This is a genomic window from Pseudomonas sp. DSP3-2-3, assembly GCF_049898225.1.
In the GTDB taxonomy this organism is placed as follows: domain Bacteria; phylum Pseudomonadota; class Gammaproteobacteria; order Pseudomonadales; family Pseudomonadaceae; genus Aquipseudomonas.
In genome coordinates this window covers 1-16,950 of record NZ_JAFCXH010000043.1, presented here as the reverse complement: position 1 = coordinate 16,950, position 16,950 = coordinate 1, and the positions used below count along the sequence as shown (strand labels likewise).

The 16,950-nt window shown below is 55.0% G+C and carries 16 protein-coding genes and 3 pseudogenes; 7 read left to right on the top strand and 12 right to left on the bottom strand.

Annotation, left to right across the window (positions count from 1 at the left end):
• Window positions 1-845: 845 nt before the first annotated feature.
• The 4 genes and pseudogenes from ACP7E4_RS28100 to ACP7E4_RS28085 all read left to right on the top strand — a co-directional run.
• Window positions 846-1,004: pseudogene (locus ACP7E4_RS28100) on the top strand (hypothetical protein); the annotation flags it as partial.
• A 267-nt stretch (window positions 1,005-1,271) separates the two neighbouring features.
• The gene (locus ACP7E4_RS28095; protein ID WP_426119215.1) at window positions 1,272-1,619 is read left to right on the top strand and encodes a hypothetical protein; all 348 of its coding nucleotides are present in this window, start codon (window positions 1,272-1,274) and stop codon (window positions 1,617-1,619) included.
• A gap of 384 nt (window positions 1,620-2,003) precedes the next feature.
• The gene (locus ACP7E4_RS28090) at window positions 2,004-2,474 is read left to right on the top strand and encodes a GIY-YIG nuclease family protein (protein WP_124323300.1); all 471 of its coding nucleotides are present in this window, start codon (window positions 2,004-2,006) and stop codon (window positions 2,472-2,474) included.
• 839 nt (window positions 2,475-3,313) lie between these two features.
• Window positions 3,314-3,625 carry a hypothetical protein gene (locus tag ACP7E4_RS28085; protein ID WP_426119217.1) on the top strand — a complete coding sequence of 104 codons (312 nt, stop codon included), beginning with the start codon at window positions 3,314-3,316 and terminating at the stop codon, window positions 3,623-3,625.
• 272 nt (window positions 3,626-3,897) lie between these two features.
• Here the strand turns inward: ACP7E4_RS28085 and phnA are convergent, their stop codons facing one another.
• From phnA to ACP7E4_RS28065, 4 genes are read right to left on the bottom strand one after another with little or no spacing between them, the layout of a single operon-like run.
• Window positions 3,898-5,148: a phosphonoacetate hydrolase gene (gene phnA / locus ACP7E4_RS28080; protein ID WP_426119218.1), complete on the bottom strand. Its 1,251-nt coding sequence runs from the start codon at window positions 5,146-5,148 to the stop codon at window positions 3,898-3,900.
• Window positions 5,149-5,181: 33 nt separating this feature from the next.
• Window positions 5,182-5,991: a phosphonate ABC transporter, permease protein PhnE gene (gene phnE / locus ACP7E4_RS28075; RefSeq protein ID WP_426119220.1), complete on the bottom strand. Its 810-nt coding sequence runs from the start codon at window positions 5,989-5,991 to the stop codon at window positions 5,182-5,184.
• Complete coding sequence (locus tag ACP7E4_RS28070) at window positions 5,984-6,757, bottom strand: phosphonate ABC transporter ATP-binding protein (protein ID WP_426119222.1); 774 nt, start codon at window positions 6,755-6,757, stop codon at window positions 5,984-5,986. Before ACP7E4_RS28070 ends, phnE begins: the two co-directional genes overlap by 8 nt.
• Window position 6,758: 1 nt before the next feature.
• A complete protein-coding gene (locus ACP7E4_RS28065; protein WP_426119224.1) occupies window positions 6,759-7,640 on the bottom strand; it encodes a PhnD/SsuA/transferrin family substrate-binding protein in 882 nt (293 codons plus the stop codon).
• Window positions 7,641-7,775: 135 nt separating this feature from the next.
• Between ACP7E4_RS28065 and ACP7E4_RS28060 the strand changes: the two genes are divergently transcribed.
• The gene (locus ACP7E4_RS28060) at window positions 7,776-8,480 is read left to right on the top strand and encodes an FCD domain-containing protein (RefSeq protein WP_426119225.1); all 705 of its coding nucleotides are present in this window, start codon (window positions 7,776-7,778) and stop codon (window positions 8,478-8,480) included.
• A gap of 405 nt (window positions 8,481-8,885) precedes the next feature.
• Here the strand turns inward: ACP7E4_RS28060 and ACP7E4_RS28055 are convergent, their stop codons facing one another.
• Window positions 8,886-9,638 carry an SDR family NAD(P)-dependent oxidoreductase gene (locus ACP7E4_RS28055; protein ID WP_426119227.1) on the bottom strand — a complete coding sequence of 251 codons (753 nt, stop codon included), beginning with the start codon at window positions 9,636-9,638 and terminating at the stop codon, window positions 8,886-8,888.
• 181 nt (window positions 9,639-9,819) lie between these two features.
• On the opposite strand from ACP7E4_RS28055, the gene ACP7E4_RS28050 reads away from it, so the two are divergent.
• Complete coding sequence (locus ACP7E4_RS28050; RefSeq protein WP_426119229.1) at window positions 9,820-10,749, top strand: helix-turn-helix domain-containing protein; 930 nt, start codon at window positions 9,820-9,822, stop codon at window positions 10,747-10,749.
• Between the two features lie 212 nt (window positions 10,750-10,961).
• Here the strand turns inward: ACP7E4_RS28050 and ACP7E4_RS28045 are convergent.
• The 4 genes and pseudogenes from ACP7E4_RS28045 to ACP7E4_RS28030 form a co-directional block, all read right to left on the bottom strand.
• Window positions 10,962-12,131, bottom strand: a pseudogene (locus ACP7E4_RS28045) (transposase); the annotation flags it as partial.
• 140 nt (window positions 12,132-12,271) lie between these two features.
• Window positions 12,272-12,865 (bottom strand): hypothetical protein, encoded by a 594-nt coding sequence (locus ACP7E4_RS28040; protein ID WP_426224905.1) that lies wholly within the window; start codon window positions 12,863-12,865, stop codon window positions 12,272-12,274.
• Window positions 12,850-13,098 (bottom strand): annotated as a pseudogene (locus ACP7E4_RS28035) (transposase domain-containing protein); the annotation flags it as partial. The gene ACP7E4_RS28040 and the pseudogene ACP7E4_RS28035, both read right to left, overlap by 16 nt.
• A 195-nt stretch (window positions 13,099-13,293) precedes the next feature.
• The gene (locus ACP7E4_RS28030; RefSeq protein ID WP_426119231.1) at window positions 13,294-13,683 is read right to left on the bottom strand and encodes a hypothetical protein; all 390 of its coding nucleotides are present in this window, start codon (window positions 13,681-13,683) and stop codon (window positions 13,294-13,296) included.
• A gap of 289 nt (window positions 13,684-13,972) precedes the next feature.
• Here ACP7E4_RS28030 and ACP7E4_RS28025 point away from each other — a divergent pair, with 289 nt between their 5' ends.
• Complete coding sequence (locus tag ACP7E4_RS28025) at window positions 13,973-14,467, top strand: GNAT family N-acetyltransferase (protein WP_426119232.1); 495 nt, start codon at window positions 13,973-13,975, stop codon at window positions 14,465-14,467.
• A 74-nt stretch (window positions 14,468-14,541) separates the two neighbouring features.
• Here ACP7E4_RS28025 and tnpC read toward each other — a convergent pair whose 3' ends face one another.
• The 3 genes from tnpC to tnpA form a co-directional block, all read right to left on the bottom strand.
• Window positions 14,542-16,068 carry an IS66 family transposase gene (tnpC, locus tag ACP7E4_RS28020; RefSeq protein WP_426119233.1) on the bottom strand — a complete coding sequence of 509 codons (1,527 nt, stop codon included), beginning with the start codon at window positions 16,066-16,068 and terminating at the stop codon, window positions 14,542-14,544.
• 61 nt (window positions 16,069-16,129) lie between these two features.
• Entirely contained in the window at window positions 16,130-16,465 is a 336-nt protein-coding gene (gene tnpB / locus ACP7E4_RS28015) for an IS66 family insertion sequence element accessory protein TnpB (RefSeq protein ID WP_426119235.1), read from the bottom strand.
• On the bottom strand, window positions 16,462-16,794 hold the full coding sequence (tnpA, locus tag ACP7E4_RS28010; RefSeq protein WP_426119236.1) for an IS66-like element accessory protein TnpA: 333 nt from the start codon (window positions 16,792-16,794) through the stop codon (window positions 16,462-16,464). Before tnpA ends, tnpB begins: the two co-directional genes overlap by 4 nt.
• Between the last annotated feature and the right edge of the window lie 156 nt (window positions 16,795-16,950).

Sequence of the window (16,950 nt, the reverse complement as noted above, 5' to 3'; positions counted from 1 at the left end):
GCGAATACAGGACACCCTGCCAATCTCAAGCGGTGCCCGTACTAGCTTCATGCCGTAATCAACTTGTAAGAGCTTAGTATTCACTTTTGAGTACACAAATTTCTTAATGTTTCACGTGGCACACGTATCGGTGCCAGAGTGTACCATTACGCGAAAGCCATCAACTGGCTGCAATCAGACGCAGTTCTTGTTAACGTGAGCTTTGGGCGATAAGGACCGTTCGCGAATGGCTGCTTTTGGCCGAGCCTGTGTAAAAACGTTTTTGACCAGCAGCCCCGGATGAAAACAGTCCGCAAATCGTATTCCTATGCAAATTGTAGGTCCGGTGGCTGACCGATCGCTGGCAGATTTTACATAGCAACGCAGACTTTAAAATGGCGGATGCGTTTTTACACACTCTGGGCCGAATGCCGTCGTTCGTGAGGCGGCCGCTTTCGGCCCAGGCTGTGTGAAAACGTTTTAGAGCAAGTTTGACAGTCAGAATCGGAGCGAAAATCGCGTTCCTGCGTAAAATTTTAGTCTGCTGATCAGCCAATCGCCGACAGATTTTACGTAGCAACGCAGACTATGAAACGGTGCAAGCGTTTTCACACAGCCTGCGCCAGAAGCAGCCATTTAAATAGGTTGAATTGGCCTCTCTCTGGAGCATATATTGGAGGCAGCAGCATGAGCTGCGACACCACCTACCATAGGTAGACGTAACCATGAACCGCCCTAAACCCAACACCACAGCCATAGAGGAGAGTGCTCATGCTTCTCCGGCTGAGTCCTGGGGCGAAAAGGAGGTAGCTCGCGAGATTGCGCTGCTCGAAGCGCATGTTCATGAAGACAGGATCAGTCGACTGATCGATGAAGCGCATGTTGCAGTAGAGGCCAACAACCCAGTAGGACTCAAAGGCCTCCGCTACGAAATCCTCCCAGTCAATATCGAGGACGAGCTTAAGCAAAGCTACCTGGATTACGCGATGTCCGTAATCGTAGGTAGAGCGCTGCCTGACGGCAAAGCAGTGAAGACTCTCCGAGAGTTATCGCGTAGAGGGATATCGCTTTTCACAAGCTTTACGCATCGCCTTTCAGCAGCCATTGCCATCAATCGCCTACAAAAAGCGGCCCTCACCTTCATGAGTCTCAGTAAAGCTGCTGAGATCGCTTGCAACCGAATACCTCTCTTCGCCTACGGTCCAGAGCTCAGTGAGTTCCGACATAGGCTCCGGTAACACCCGCCGCTTCAAAAAGACGTCCGACATCTTTTTTTAGAGGAAGGGTCAATCATGACTACCCGCATTACTTCGGCTGAGTACGAATCAGCCGCCACCATACGCTGTGCCCACTCTTGGGATCATCACGCTACACACATTGAGGTTTCGCATACGCGCGATCACGATCCGATCGAGCATATCGTCGTCTGCGCCGAATGCGCTCGCCTTGCGGGACTTGTGCTGTGCAGCGCCTGCGTCGATGAGGCGCTGCTAGTACATGCAGGCGCTGCATCTTGTGAAATGACTCCGGTGTACGCCCCTAATGAGCTGGTCGATGGCCGCTGCGCCAAACATATCGCGCTGCGTCTTCAACCTGCGCTGACCAGCGACTTGTCTTCGCCGCAGGCTCGTGCTGGCTGACGCCGATTAAAACCAAAGAAAAGGGTCGCCTACTGAGGCGACCTTCGTTGATGCGCCCACTCTCAATCAACAATGTCTAATCTAGGTGTCTGAATTGCCACCGATTTCGTAGTCACGCGATAGGCACCTGGGGATGGATACTACTGGCGCCTAATGGCCGGTTCGCGCCCGATTGCAGCCGGTGACGACAGGCGGCAAACGGCCAAGAGCGGACGTTTTTGGGCTACCCCTCGCTCCGGTAGACACCTGCATGAGACGCTTCGACCTCAGCAGACCTATTCCTGCCGTGCGGCGTAACCCACTTGCAATGGACACGCTCAGTGCGAATCGAGTAGTGTCTCAGACAAATTAACTTAATCGTTATGCACAATTTGATTCCGGAAAATGAGTGAAGAAATTAGAAATTGGTATATCTATATTTTGAAGCTTGAACTGAACTCATGGTACGTGGGCACAGCTAAGGGGTTGAGATCAAGGCTGCGAAGCCATGGTAAGAAAAGCCCTTACTCTACATTAAAGAAAAAGGGCGCTGTCGAATATATGGAGAGCGGCCTCACGGGAAAGAGAAAAGCAACTCATTTACATGCGGCTTTTAGATCAATTGGCGATTGTTTCTGGGTTACAGAGATTGAAAATACTATCACCGTAGCCTTGGGGCAAAAGTATGGTTTCGATAAAGTTAGGGGTGGCTCTATAATTCAGCCTTGGAATTACGAGCTAAGTGATATTGAAGTAAAAAATCTAATTCGACAATTTAGTTGTAGTGATATTAGGTTTAAATACAAGCTAAACGAAATAAATTTAACTCAAGAAAAGCCATTTGTCTTCCCGGTTACTCGGCGAAGGAATGCATAGCAAGGCATTCAAGCACGCTCGCCGGGACGCGCTTTCAGCGCACCCCTTAATTCCGCGTCATGCATTACAGGGGACTTTCAATGTCTGAGCGACGTATCGAATTAAAGTGTGAGTTTTGCACGTCTTCAAATATAAGGGCATTCGTTCAGCATGGCAGTTATTTTTTGCGCTGCATCTCTTGCAGCCAATCGCATGTCGCCACAAGCTGGCTTGCGCTCTTCAGAAATCACTGAATAATTGCGAGCCACCGTCGTAAGCGAAGAATTTCAAGAAATAGAATTTCTTGCTGAGGGCGTTGGCCCTAACTTCATTTCAAAGGTTTCAAAAGCAGCATATGCAGGCCAGCTTGTAATGCTGACGTCGAGCAGCAAAAATGCATAACATGCCAATCAAGTTCGCGCCTTCGGCGCCGGACGTTGCTACGCAACGCCGTTTATTTCAACGTTAGAGCTTTTATCATGCCAATCTCGGCAGAGGTATTTCGCCACTCAATGGCGTCTACTGCGGCAATAGCCCGCTCATGGTTCGAAGATCGATCAGAGATTAAGACACGCGAGCAATTTGAGTATCGAGGCCAACTGTAGTGGTCAACAATTCCCGGACACTGAATCGCCCCGAGTTTCATAGATGCTTTCGAGCCTCAGGGATACCAGCCCAGTCCCAGTGAGACTGTCCGCTTTTGGCCGATTCTGTTGAAAAAGTCGGTTTTCTGAAACGACCAAAAGACCGATCGGTGAAAGCGCCCTTTTAGCACGCTGCCACGTGAAATCCGAGTCCAGAAACCTCTGTCGAAAGTAAAGATTTCAATCTCAGACGCGTACTTTTCTGCTCCAGAAAGCATGGCCGACTTTTTCAACAGAATCGGCCGTCTGCTGCCTGTCACCACGGCAGCTTTTGGCGGATTCCTACCTATTCTCGACGGAGGGGATGATCAACAACGTTCGAATTCAGGAGGGTTACCATTCCGTATCCAATCAGCAATCACTGAGCGCTGGCAACGCGACAATCCATGGACTTGGCAGAGAAAACACTTTGCGTGGTTTTTGAATCACCACCTAAACCAGCACACTCAATCGACGCGCTATTACTATTTGCTGACCATGCAATTACTCACTCATCGCTTAGGAAAATCCTGGCAGTTCAACCTCTAACGAAGGTCAGAAAACGGCCCAGAGTGTGTAAAACGCTTCGTCAAAATTGAAGTTTGCGCGTCTATGCGAAATCTGAAAATTATCGGCTGCTCAGCCGATCTGGATTTTGCGTAGAAACGCGATTTTCAGTACAACACTGGGCTCCAATCGCGCTGAAACGTTTTTACACAGCCTCGGCCAATAGCTGCCATTGATAAAAGGCTTATCCCACTCCATAGCATGTATTAGATGTGTCACCAGAACGGCTGACACACCAGGCCCACCCGCAGTGATTACTGGGTGCCGTTAATGGCGAAGTCAAAGATGTGGTAGCTCTTGATTTCGCTGCACGCCACTTGCTGGCGATATTGCGCATTCAACGGGCGGTTCAGAATAAACGGCACCCGAGTTTCGCTGATCCCACCATGGGTGCGCAGGCGATTGCCTTTCAGCCCTTCCAGGTCATGCAATTTGGCCGAGCTGCCGATGCACACGTCCTTGCGCGACACGACGACCACGTCAGCTTCGCGGTCCTCCGGCAGATCAAACAGGCGGCAGGCAGTCTGCTTGTCCAATGACAGATCGATACCATCGATAGCTGCTACCCGGTCAATCACTGACTGGACGCTGACCTTCCCATGTGTCCAAACACGTACAAAACCACCCAGGGCGCCGTGGTGGGCAACGAAAGCGTCGGTGATCGGACAGATAACGGTGGTTTCGCCTTCACCAAACTCCGCATCGAGAATGTCCTGCAACCAGATCACGTTCGGTTCACCGGCTTCGTTGCTTTTGTCACTCATGCCGTGGTCGGCAATCAGGCCCAGCACAATGTCTTGTGCCACCAGCCGGCCGAACGCCGCGTCCAGCGCCTGATAGAATTGCCGGGCCTGGGCCTGGTCGGGTGCCCATTTGTGCTGAACGAAGTCTGTGAGCGAGAGGTACATCAGGTTCGGGCGGCGATCCTCCAGCAACTTGATACCAGCCTCCAGCACGAACAACGAAAGCTCCATCGAGTACATGTCGGGCTTAGGCATGCCGACATACTCCAATACGTTTTCAATGCCGTTTTCGGCCAGGGTACAGCGGTCGGCGAACTCCGAAGAGAACGACACATGTCCTTGGCTGACATCCAGGCCCTTACCCAGTTGGCGGCGCAGTTTGTCTTTGGCAGTAATAGACACAACCTTGGCGCCGACGTCGGCAAAGCCTGCCAAAATGGTTTCACCGCGCAGCAGCTCCGGGCCGGTCATCACCACGGGCTGCCAACTGTTGGTATCCAGATAGAAGTTACCGGAGATGCCGTGCTTGGCCGTCGGCGTGCCCGTGATGATCGACATATTGTTCGGACAGGTGAACGAGGGCATCGAGCCCATGGCCACCGTTGAGTAGCCTTCTTCAACAAAGCGCTGGATGTTGGGCAGTGTGCCTTCGGCCAGAAACTGCTGGAGGTATTCCGGGTCACCTCCATCGATGCACACCACGACAACTGGGCGTTCAGGTTGACGGTAGGCTTTGCCATTGATAATGACGTCTGCGTTCATGATGGTTCCTTTTGGATATTCGGTTGAGGGGATTCAGCGCCGTTTTTTCAACAATGCGGCACGCGCGTGGGAGGACAGTTTTTCCACCGTCAAAACCAGTAGGAACACCATCAGAATGATGGTGGCGGCCTGGTCGAAGCGGAACATTTCCATGGCAGTGGCAAGCTCGGCACCAATGCCGCCAGCGCCGACCAGGCCCAGCACGACAGAGGCACGCACGGATTTCTCCAGGGCGAACAGGCTGGTGTTGATCAGGCTGGGCATGGCCATGGGCAGCGCTGCGCACACCACGATCGAGGTCCGTGGTGCGCCGATGGCGGTCAGCGCCTCGGGAGCGCCGTCATCAACTTCTTCAATGGCTTCGGCAAAAAAACGTGCGCAAAAACCAACCGTGTCCATCACTAGCGTCAACGTGCCGGCGAAGGTACCCAAGCCAACGGAGGCCACGAAAAACAATGCCCAGGCCAAATCCGGGACGGTGCGAACAAAGCTCACCAGGCTGCGTATGCAAGCGCGCACCACAGGGTGCGGGGTGTAATTGCGCGCCATCAGGACCGCCAGCGGCAGGCTGATCAATACGCCAATGACCGTGCCGACCAAAGCCATCTGAAACGTGACCAGCACTGCCAGCAGCATCGAGTGGATGCGGTCAGTGGCCGGTGGCACCATCTCCCCGCCGATCTTCGCCATATTCGGCAAACCGCTGAGCAGCTGCGGCAACGACAGCCCCGCCGCCGCCACTGACCAACAGAACAAGGCAATAAAGGCGGCAAACAACACGGCGGACACCAGCGATGGCCGCTCGAAGCGGGCCGGCAGGCTGGGCATGGGTTTCTCAGTCATACAGGCCTCGCAACTGCTGAACACTTAACTGCTGACTCGCCGCGTCCAGGTGCAGGCGGCAATCGCGCAAGCCCAGTACGCGGTCGGCGTAGTGCAGGGCGTGCTCCAGATGATGGGTCACGAATACCAGGGTCAAGCCTTGGCTACGTACCAAGTCCGAGAACACCTGCATCACATCCTCTCCCGCTTGCGGGTCGAGGCTGGCGACAGGTTCATCAGCGAAGATCATGTGTGGCTTTTGCATCAACACCCGAGCAATGGCTACTCGCTGCGACTGGCCACCCGATAATTCGCCAACACAGCGACCGCTCAGATGGCCGAGGTGCACCTGCTCCAGACAATGCATCGCGTAATCGCGGTGCTCGCGGGTGGCCACGGCGTGGAACCACAGGCGGGGCGTAGCCGAGTACGCCATTGCGCCGTGCAACACGTTGGTCAGCACCGAAAGCCGGCTGACCAGATTGTGTTTCTGAAACACGAATCCCACCTGTGAGCGAGCCTTCGCTAGCGGCCGCCGGCTCAAGCCCGTGACGTTCTGGCCAGCAAACTCAATGCTGCCGCTATCCGGCTCGATCAAACGCATGCAGCAGCGTAAAAGGGTGCTTTTGCCGGCGCCGTTGCCGCCGATAATGGCGACCCGCTGACTGCGCGGAACGTCGAACGAAATGTCGGACCACACAGGCGCGGTCGCGCCGTCAAACTGTTTGCTCAAACCTCGCACTCGCAAGGCCGTGTTCAGAGCGGTCGAATGTGGCGAAGCATTCATGTCACTCACCTATAAAATCCGAAAATTCGGGATAGCCCACGGTGCGGTACATCGAACGCACGGCGTTGTAATCCTTGTCGGCAATGGCCGATAGAAAGCGCATGCCCTGATAACGCTTCACTTGCTCCGGGCCCTGGCTGATGCTGCTGATCAGTTTCGCCGAGTTGTCCACGATGGCCTTGCGCAGGCTCGCCACCGTTGCGGCCGGCACATGCTCACCGGCCATCAGCAGATCGCTGGGTAAATCGCCGCCACGGGCCAACACCCGAAAAGCGTTGCGTTGGTCTTCGGGCTCCTGGGCAATAAAGGTTTCGTAGTCCGAGCGGCCCAAGCCAACCGCGCTCAGGTCTCCACGTTTAAGCCCCTCCCAAGCTAGGCGCAGGTTGGTGTTGGTGACGTTGATGTCCTTGAGCGGATCAACGTCGGCATCGGCGAATAACTGCATGGGCCCGAGGTGGCGGGACGTCGAACCCACCGGTCCCATGCCCACGCGCTTGTCCTTGAGGTCTTGCAGCGAGAACAGGGGGCTATCGGCCTTCACCACGATCATCGAGTAGTAGTTGGGCCGGTATAAGCCGGCGACCACCGTGGCGTTGGCGCGCTTATGCATCACGACGTATTCCGCCGGACCGGCCAACACAAAATCCACCTTTTTAAAACGCAGTGCCTCCAGGGCAGCGGTTCGGTTGGTTACCGGCAGGAAATCAATGCTCAGGCCGCTAGCGCGCTCAAGCTCGGCCTTAAAGGGGCCGAATTCGCGCTGCAATTCTTCCAGCCCAACAAGGTCGGTTACCGCGAGTTTGACCGTCTGTGCCTGGGCGTTCAGGGCCATGCCCGTCAGGGCAAACACCACAGCGCCAGTGCTCAAAAGCTTTCGAAACATGGTCGGACGTCCTTAACAAGTCGGGGAGTAAGTAGGCATCCTAGGCCCTACATATTGCATATTGTTGACAATATGCAAACTTGTCAGGATTTGAGTAGACTTCCCTTTCTTCCCGTCAGCCACCCGAGACGTTCGATGAGTACCATTGAAGCCCTAGCCTTACTGCGCACCCAGTCGCTCACAACCGTGGTGCATGAACGACTCGAGCACCGAATCGCCACGGGCGAGCTGGCGCCAGGCGATCCCTTGCGCGAAGCGGCAATAGCCAATGATCTTGGTATTTCTCGGGGACCAGTGCGCGAGGCCTTTCGCATGTTGGAGGAGCGCGGCCTGGTGATCTTTGAGAAAAATTGCGGGGTTCGAGTACGTCAGCTAGACCTGAATCAGGCGTTGGAAATCTATCAAGTGCGCATCGCGCTTGAGGGCATGATTGGTGAGCTGGTCACGCAACAACTGACGCCGCAGACGTTAACGCATCTGGCTAGCGTGCTCGACGGCATGTCTGCGGCGGTTCACCAACAGGATGTCACGGCCTACATCACCCTGAACTTTGAATTCCACGACCTGCTGGCCCGCTACACCGCTAACGCAACGCTGTACGACACCTACCGACGTCTGGTGGTACAACTGAAGCTGTTCCGCAGTTACTCACTGCGCCACACCTCGGAAACCATCGGCCTCTCATTGCAGGAACACCGGGCGATTTTCGACGCGATAGCAAGAGGTAATTCAGCGTTGGCTCGCGAGCGTCTGCGGCAACACTCCGTTGATAGCCTGGACCGGCTCCAAGTGGCTGTTGGGCTGAGCCCCGCTCGGGGGTTGAAATCGCGGATTCGTTAATATCCGCTTCTGGCCGATTCTGTTGAAAAAGTCGGTTTTCTGAAACGACCAAAAGACCGATCGGTGAAAGCGCCCTTTTAGCACGCTGCCACGTGAAATCCGAGTCCAGAAACCTCTGTCGAAAGTAAAGATTTCAATCTCAGACGCGTACTTTTCTGCTCCAGAAAGCATGGCCGACTTTTTCAACAGAATCGGCCGATAGCAGCCGGTCGTGCCTTGCGCCATCGGCCAGAAGTAATCAGTTGAATTCACCTTGCCGGAACTAACTGCTCCTCGTTCACCGCAGGTCGATCAGCAACTCCAGAAATTGGCGTACAGCCCGGCTGGCACGACGAGTCTCGGACCAACCTGGCCGGCGACGAGCAGCGCGTGTTTGCGCCTGCCGTCTTGGAGGGGGGCCAACCATCAGCCGGCCACAACGCTCATTCCTCCATCTGCCATGACCACTGCACCCACAATATAAGATGCCCGGCTGGAGGCTAGAAATGCCACGATTTCGGCGATTTCTTCCGGCTGAGCGGCACGTTTGATCGGGGTGGTCGCACCGTGTTGCGCAAGGAATGCACCTCCATCGTCGACCACATCATTCAAAATGTTTGTGACCACATCACCCGATCCGATGGCATTGACCCGAATGCCATGGCCAATCGCTTCAAGTGCCAGCGCTCTGGTCAGTTGAGCCAAAGCGCCTTTCGAGGCGGCATAGGCGGCGATGGTGGGGAACGCCTGATAGGCAGCATAAGAGGCAATGTTTACGATAGCGCCAGCGGCGTTGGGTATCATGGCTTTGACTGCTTCTCGGGAGTGAAGGAAAGCCGCAGTGACGTTCACCCGCTGGATACGTTCCCAGTCCTCGCGAGTCATGTCGATCACCTGTTTGTTTATGATGATCCCGGCGTTATTGACCAGAATATCCAGTCGGCCGAAATGCTCTATTGCAGTAGCCACAGCCTGCTCAGCTGCACCGTCCAGCGTGATATCCGCCACCAGTGGCACCAGGCGCGGGCGGGCCAGATCCGTGACTGTCGGGTTCTTGTCTTCCGCGATAACACTCGCGCCACGCTCATGCATCATCAACGCTACGGCGCGACCAATACCACTCGCGGCGCCGGTCACCAGCACCACTTTTCCTTTGAATTCTTGCGGGTAGTCATTCATCGGTTTCACCGTGTGATTTAGATCAGCGCGGATATGCGCTGAACAAGGTGTCACTTTCCTCCCGCCGTAGATTCACGTCTGACGCGTCCTTGTCGAACTGTCGTGTTTTTGCTTTTTTATCCGCTATGCTCCACGGAACCGTCCAGCAACCAGGCTTGTCGCCCGGAGTTTTACTGCCCACATGAATGACATCAGGCAACCAGCGAGCGCCCGGCCTGTGCTGCGGATTTCCGCGGACCAGATGCCCGAGTATTTGTTCGACAGCACGTATCTCGGGTCGGGGCGCCGGTTGCACAAAGACGTGCAAATGCAGGTTTACACCCACCGCAATGCCACGGACAGCATCGTTGTCCCGGCGGTGGCGGAGCCTTTGCTGGTTCTGGTGCTCTCGGGCTGCGCGCGGGTGCAGGAGCGAGGGATCGGTCAGTTGTGGAGCACCTTTGATGTAGCCGTTGATGACTTCTTCCTGACCATGACCCACGCACCTTATGAGATGCGTTGGCAAACCCCTGCGAACGGCAAGTTTCAGGTGGTGCATGTGTATTTGAGCCAGCGCATGTTGGGTCTGGCCTCAGGCCATGTCATCGCGGGAGTCGGACAGCCCGCTCGGCTCATGGATGTGTCGGGCGCCAAGGATCCGCAGATTGCCAACCTAGTCAGGCTGCTCTACCAGGAACTTGTCGAGTGCCAGGAGCCTAGCGAGCTATATGTCGACGGAATTGCTCAAGCGCTGGCCGTTCATCTGGTTCGACATTATCGAGAGGACCATGGGGGGCTCAGCCGTCGTAATGCGTTACCTGCCTATCGCCTGCAACGCGTCATTCACTTGATGGAGTCATCGCTAGAAAACAGCTTCAGCCTGTCCGTGTTGGCTGCTGAAGCCGAGCTGAGTGATTTCTACTTCAGCCGGCTGTTTCATCAAGCCACTGGACACTCTCCATCGCAGTATTTCATTCAGCTTCGACTGGCAAAGGCGCGTCGCCTGCTGTCGAGTACATCGCTGAGCATCATTGATGTGGCGCTTGAAGTGGGGTACGGCAGTCCGAGCCATTTTGCCCAGGTGTTCAAACGGCACACCGGCATGACGCCGCGTGCCTACCGTCACCAATAGGCCATTAAATCCTGCGTCCACTCCTGGCCTGTCGCGAAGGACAGCTATCGGCCGATTCTGTTGAAAAAGTCGGAATTTCAGGCTCGAAGATGTCGACGTTGTCCCTCACCTCAGAACCTATTCACCACGTTGCGTGGCTTTTTGGTTCTGCGTTGATTGTTGCAGCTTGGTCGGTGGATTGATTTGAGGGTTTTTGCTGTTTCCGGGCGTATCTATCCCGTGGCCGGCGGCCCTTGTGAGGTCAGTTTTGCCAGTCTTCTTAGATTCTGTACCGCAGCCGCCAAGGTAAATTCGTCGTTCGCACCGGTCATTCCTCGTAGTCGCAACCGATCCAGTTTCAGGATTCGTTTGAGGTGAGCGAACAACATTTCGACCTTCTTGCGTTCGTGGCGAGAGCACACGTATTGAGGTGTCTTGACGATTCGCCGCGCTACATCGCGGGCTGCTTCATGGACGCTGCGTGCGACTTTTCTAAATGAAGTGTTCGGGCAGCAGCGCTCTTTCATTGAGCATGTAGCACAGTCGATTTGCCGGGATCGGAAGATGATGGTGTCGGCTTTCGTTACATGTGAACGCTGGTTCTTGAAGGCTCGCCATTCGCTACGCAGCGGGTGTCCGGTGGGGCAACGATATTCCTGCGCTTCCTCATGCCATTGAAAATCGCTGATCGAGAGGCTGTCGTTCTTACGCTCGGTTTTGTCCCAAACCGGCACATGCGGCTCGATGTCTTTTTCGTCCACCATCCAGGCCAGCATCGGTGCGGTTCCGTAAGCGGTATCGCCGATGAGCCGATCCGGCTTGATGTCGAACTGTTCTTCGACCCGCTCGATCATGGTCTTGGTGCTCTCGACCTCGGCGGTTCGATGAGCCGGGGTCGGCTCCACATCCATGATCACGCCATGCTCGACATCAATCAGATAGTTCGTCGAGTAAGCGAAAAACGCCGGGCCTCCTGGCGCTGCGGTCCAACGAGAAAGTGGATCAGTCAGTGACAGGCGCTTGGGCAGTGCTTCGGCCAACGCCTCTTCATCCAGCGCTTCAAGGTACTCACGCACTGCGCGAGTATTCAGCGACGGATCGCGCCAGTTGATTTCATCATCGCCAGGTAGGCCACGTTGTCGACTGGCATCTGCTTTGATGACACTGGCGTCCACAGCAAAACCTTCGCCCTTGACCAGCCCTGCGTCCATGCAGCGACGCAGCACCTCGTTGAACAGCCAGCGAAACAGCGAGCTGCCGCGAAAGCGACCGTGGCGGTTCTTGGAAAACGTAGAGTGATTGGGGACTTCGTCTTCGAGGCTTAAGCGGCAGAACCAGCGATATGCCAGGTTCAAATGAGCCTCTTCGCACAACCGACGTTCGGAGCGAATGCCGTAGCAGTGTAAGCGTCTGCCGAAGTCACCTTGCACAAGCGAAGATAATGAAGGGCTTTAGAAAAGATGTGGGCCGATTCTCAACGGCCATCCGTCCTCCTGTGATCAGCGGTCTCTTGACTCAACTTCTTCAGATCGAACACTGGCTGTCAGGGCGTAGGCAATCCATATTGATGCGCGACCTTGCTCACACTCATTAGCGGCCCGCTAAGAGATGGCTTATGCCCAAGAAGCTTGGTTGCGGGCTCCAGACTATCGTCTGATGGAGCAAGGAGAACGTTGAGCCATTCCGGATCAATAACGCCCCAGTTATCAAGAACTTTGCAGCCAGATCCCCCACAGATGGCTTGATACACGACCCGGGGATTACCACGTGTGTCGGTATCACATGTAGCACCAATAAAATCTATGCCCCCGGTGTATCTCAGCAAGGTGAAGCGCTTGTCAGCATTTCTCTCTACTTGAAGTGTCACTTCAGCTCCTTCAGTTGCGTACAGAGGGAGCTGATGATCAACACCGATTCGAACAGTAGATTTTCCACACTGAAATTCCTGCTCCCCCGAAAAACTCTCTGAGGCTTCGACTGGCGAAACAGCTAGAGCGGCCAGAATTGAAAAGATTGCGATCCTTTGCGTCATGGCGCTTGCCCCCTCGGATTTACTAACCAATTGATAGCATGGCGGAGAATTTTGAGCTGCCAGTGTAAGATGAAAACGTGTCGAGGCGGTCAGCCCGGCATCCACTTATGCGGCAGCAACTCGTCAATTTCACTCGCCCGCTGCGTCGGCAGGCGCGTGAGCACGTCCTTCAAGTAAGCATACGGATCATGACTATTCAGCCGTGCAGACTGGCTCAAACTCATGATCGCCGCCGCTCGTTTGCCGCTGCGTAGCGACCCTGTGAAGAGCCAGTTCTTGCGACCCAACGTCCAGGGTCGGATCTGGTTCTCGCACCAATTATTGTCAACGGGTAGCGCTGCTGTCGACTTGGGGACATCAGACGCTTGAGCGGATGCTAAAAGCCCTGTACTTGCTGTTTCAGGGTGTGCCTCTTCGAGGGCGGCTGTCGCGAGCCGAGCCGGCGAGGCGTCTCGGCCCTTTGGGCACTCATCCTTCACACCTACGGGCTTCGGCCTGCGCGCACCGCTTGCGAGGGAACGCACCACTCCTCGTTAATCTGTAACCTGCGGGCAAGGGTTAAAAACCTCGGTTACGTCGAGTGTTGTATGCCACGGGATGGCAGTGCCTGACACCATTCCGCCTACGGTTTGCTGTCGACCCGACTTGCGCACATATCCGCCATCCGTTCCAGTGAAGACGTGCTGCCCTGGCTTCGTCAGATAATCAAAGAAACTGACTTTCACAGGCACATTCATTTGTCCACCTGGCGTAATGACGGCGAGCATGACCGCTCGGTCTTTGGTGAATACAACGAACGGTTCGACTCCAGTGCGACCACCAACTGTCTTCACGCACTGCACTTGTTCTGGGAGGATGCGTGCGGTTTCAGTGTAGGTGTGGTTGTTGTAGAGGCTGAGGATCAGGCCTTTGCTGGTCAACACTCCCAGGCCTTGAGTGGCTCTGCAGCTGCCTTCGCTTCCATATGGGAACAAGCACCAGTTCGTTTCCGACACGGCTTGAATATCCGATGGTGCAATTTTCAGATCGCGCTGGATTTGGGCTGTAACCGTCCGGGAAACACGCCTTTCTGATCCAAGGCCCTTAGTGGCAATGTTCGGAAGGTATTGCCTTGACGCTTATCCAAGGCTCAGCAGCAACTGCTCAATGCGCTTGTCGCCAAAACGTAACGGAACGGGCATTGTTAGGGTTTTGATCGAACACTAGAGAGCAATGGCTATGCATGACATCAAAGTTGATCGATACGCGCCAGGCGATGAGAAAGACATAATGGCTTTGATCGTACCTATCCAACGTGAGGAGTTCGGAATTGAAATTTCAGCTGAGGATCAGCCAGACTTAATGCAAATCCAATCGTTTTACCAGACCGGTACAGGTGACTTTTGGTTAGCCCGTAGACAGGGTGAAGTGATCGGAACAATTGGTCTGAAGGACATTGGCAATGGCGAAGTCGCTTTACGGAAGATGTTCGTTGCAGCGCCTTGGCGAGGGCGGGACTTTGGTGTGGCTAAACAGATGCTTGAACTCCTAATTGAAGCCTCGAAAGCGCGTGGCGTAAAACGGATTTATTTAGGTACCACGGAGAGGTTTCTAGCTGCTCATCGCTTCTATGAAAAGCACGGCTTCGAGCTGATAAAACAGCAGGATCTGCCCGCCAGTTTTCCTTTGATGGTGGTCGATACGCGCTTTTATGCGTTGGCATTGTAAGTCTGCTGGCACAGGATCGGCGTCGTAGCGGCACGAAAAGATGCGGCTGATGAAGCCATACAAACCATACGCAGTTAAACCGGTGTCCACTTATGTGGCAGTAACTGCTCAATTTCACTCGCCCGCTGCGTCGGCAGGCGCGTGAGAACATCCTTCAAATAGGCGTGCGGATCATGACCATTCAGCCGCGCAGACTGGATCAGACTCATGATCGCTGCCGCCCGTTTGCCGCTGCGCAGTGATCCAGCGAAGAGCCAGTTCTTGCGACCAAGAGCCCATGGCCTGATTTGGTTTTCGGCCCAATTGTTATCTATGGGTACGGCCCCGTCATCAAGGTAGCGCGACAGCGCTGCCCAGCGTTTCAGGCTGTAATCGAGTGCTCTGCTGATGGCCGAGCCTTCGGGCACGAGGTCACGCTGGGCGATCATCCAGGCATGCAGCATATTTATCACTGGCACGGCTTTTTCTTGCCGTATTCGGCACCGTAAATCCGGCGCCAGATCGCGGACTTCGCTCTCGATTTCGTACAGCAACTGTATGTAACGCAGGGCCTGCTCGGCGAGCTGACTCTTGTTAGTAGCGTGCAATTCGAAGAACTTGCGCCGGGCATGGGCCATGCAGCCGATCTCGGTTACGCCAAGTTCAAAACTGGCCTTGTAGCCACCAAAATCATCACAGACAAGCTTGCCATTCCACGAGCCTAGGAAGTTTCGCGCATGTTCACCGGCGCGGCTGGGGCTGAAGTCGTAGACGACAGCGGCTATTTCGCAGAACAGGCTGGTGGCGTAAGCCCAAACATAAGAGCGGTGGGTTTTCTTCGAGCCCGGAGCGAGCATCTGCACGGGTGTTTCATCGGCGTGGACGACCTGCTGCCCGAGCACCACGTCACGCAGCGCGTCGACCAGCGGCTGCAACTGCACGCCGGTTACGCCAACCCATTGGGCCAACGTTGAACGTGGAATCGCCAAGCCCGCTCGACCAAAAATCGATTCCTGGCGGTAAAGCGGAAGATGGTCGGCAAACTTGGCGATCATTACGTGGGCAAGCAGCCCAGCGGTGGGGATGCCCTTATCAATGACCTGCGCCGGAACCGGCGCCTGGATCAGTGTTTCGCAGTCATCACAGACCCACTTACCACGGACATGGCGTTCGACGGTAAAGACGCCAGGCGTGTAGTCCAGCTTCTCGCTGACGTCCTCGCCGATACGCTTGAGTGCGCAGCCGCATTGGCAGTGAGTATTGTCAGGTTCGTGATGGATCAACGTGCGTGGAAACTCTGGTGGCAATGCAGTGCGCTTGGGCTTTTGCTTTTTCTCGGTCGCCGCTGGCACTGTTTGCAACGCCTGAAGCTCTGCTTCAATCGCCGCGATATCGGTATCGATCAGGTCATCTAGCAGGCTGGCCTGCTCAGGATTCATCTGCTCGCTACGCTTGGCAAACTTCAAACGCTTAAGTTGGGCAATCTCGTGTGTCAGTTTCTCGATCACCGTTTGATCGCGGTTGATCTTCTTGCCCATGGTGTCGACTTGCGACAGCAACTGCGCTGCCAAAGCGCGCAGTTGGTCGGGGGACATTTGGTCGATATTGGGAGAAGAACTCATGCCCCGGATTTTGGCAGAATGGGCAGTTCGCGGCGATAGACCGATAGGCTAATGGCAGCCCTTAAAGCAGTGTGATCGCCCCGCCGGAACCTGCGCGCTGCCATGGTAGGCCCAACACCAGAGCCTGGAGTTGCTCGGTGTCCAACTGCATTTCAGAGCCATGACGAATGCTTGGCCAGTGGAACCTACCCTGGTTCAACCGGCGAGCCGCCAGCCAGATACCGAAGCCGTCGTGGACTAGAACCTTCATGCGAGTGGCACGACGGTTGGCAAATAGATAAGCACAGTGCGGCTTCGCCGCACCGAACACCGCGATCATCCTGGCTAACGCGGTTTCGGTGCCCGCTCGCATGTCCATCGGCTCAGTAGCGAGCCAGATGAAGTCGATGCGGATCATCGCAGCAGGTCTCGAAGAAAGGTCGCGCAGGCAGCAGCATTTTCGCTTGGCCAGTTCACTTTGACGGTACCGCGCGGGTGCTGGATCTCAACGCAGATATTCGACGATGCAGCTTGCGAATTTGCTCCGGCCAGCTGCATGGGTAACGGAATAAATGCGGGTTGCAGCGCCGTGCTTTTCTGCGCCTGCACCCGAATCCATTTATGGACGAGGTTTGCATTGAGGCTATGGCTGAGTGCGATGCTGGCAATCGAAGCGCCGGGCTGGACACACTCTTGAATGACCTGAGCCTTGAAGGATTTGGAATAGGAACGGCGTGTTGGCTGCATGAAATACCCGCTTAAAAGTCTAGAACTGGTGCCCACTTAAATTTGATCTGACCCCCAAATGTTGGACATCAACATAAAGGGGGTGATATGAAAAAATACACAGAGCAGGCAAAGCTCGCGGCAGTACAGGACTATTGCTCCGGCAATGGGGGACTA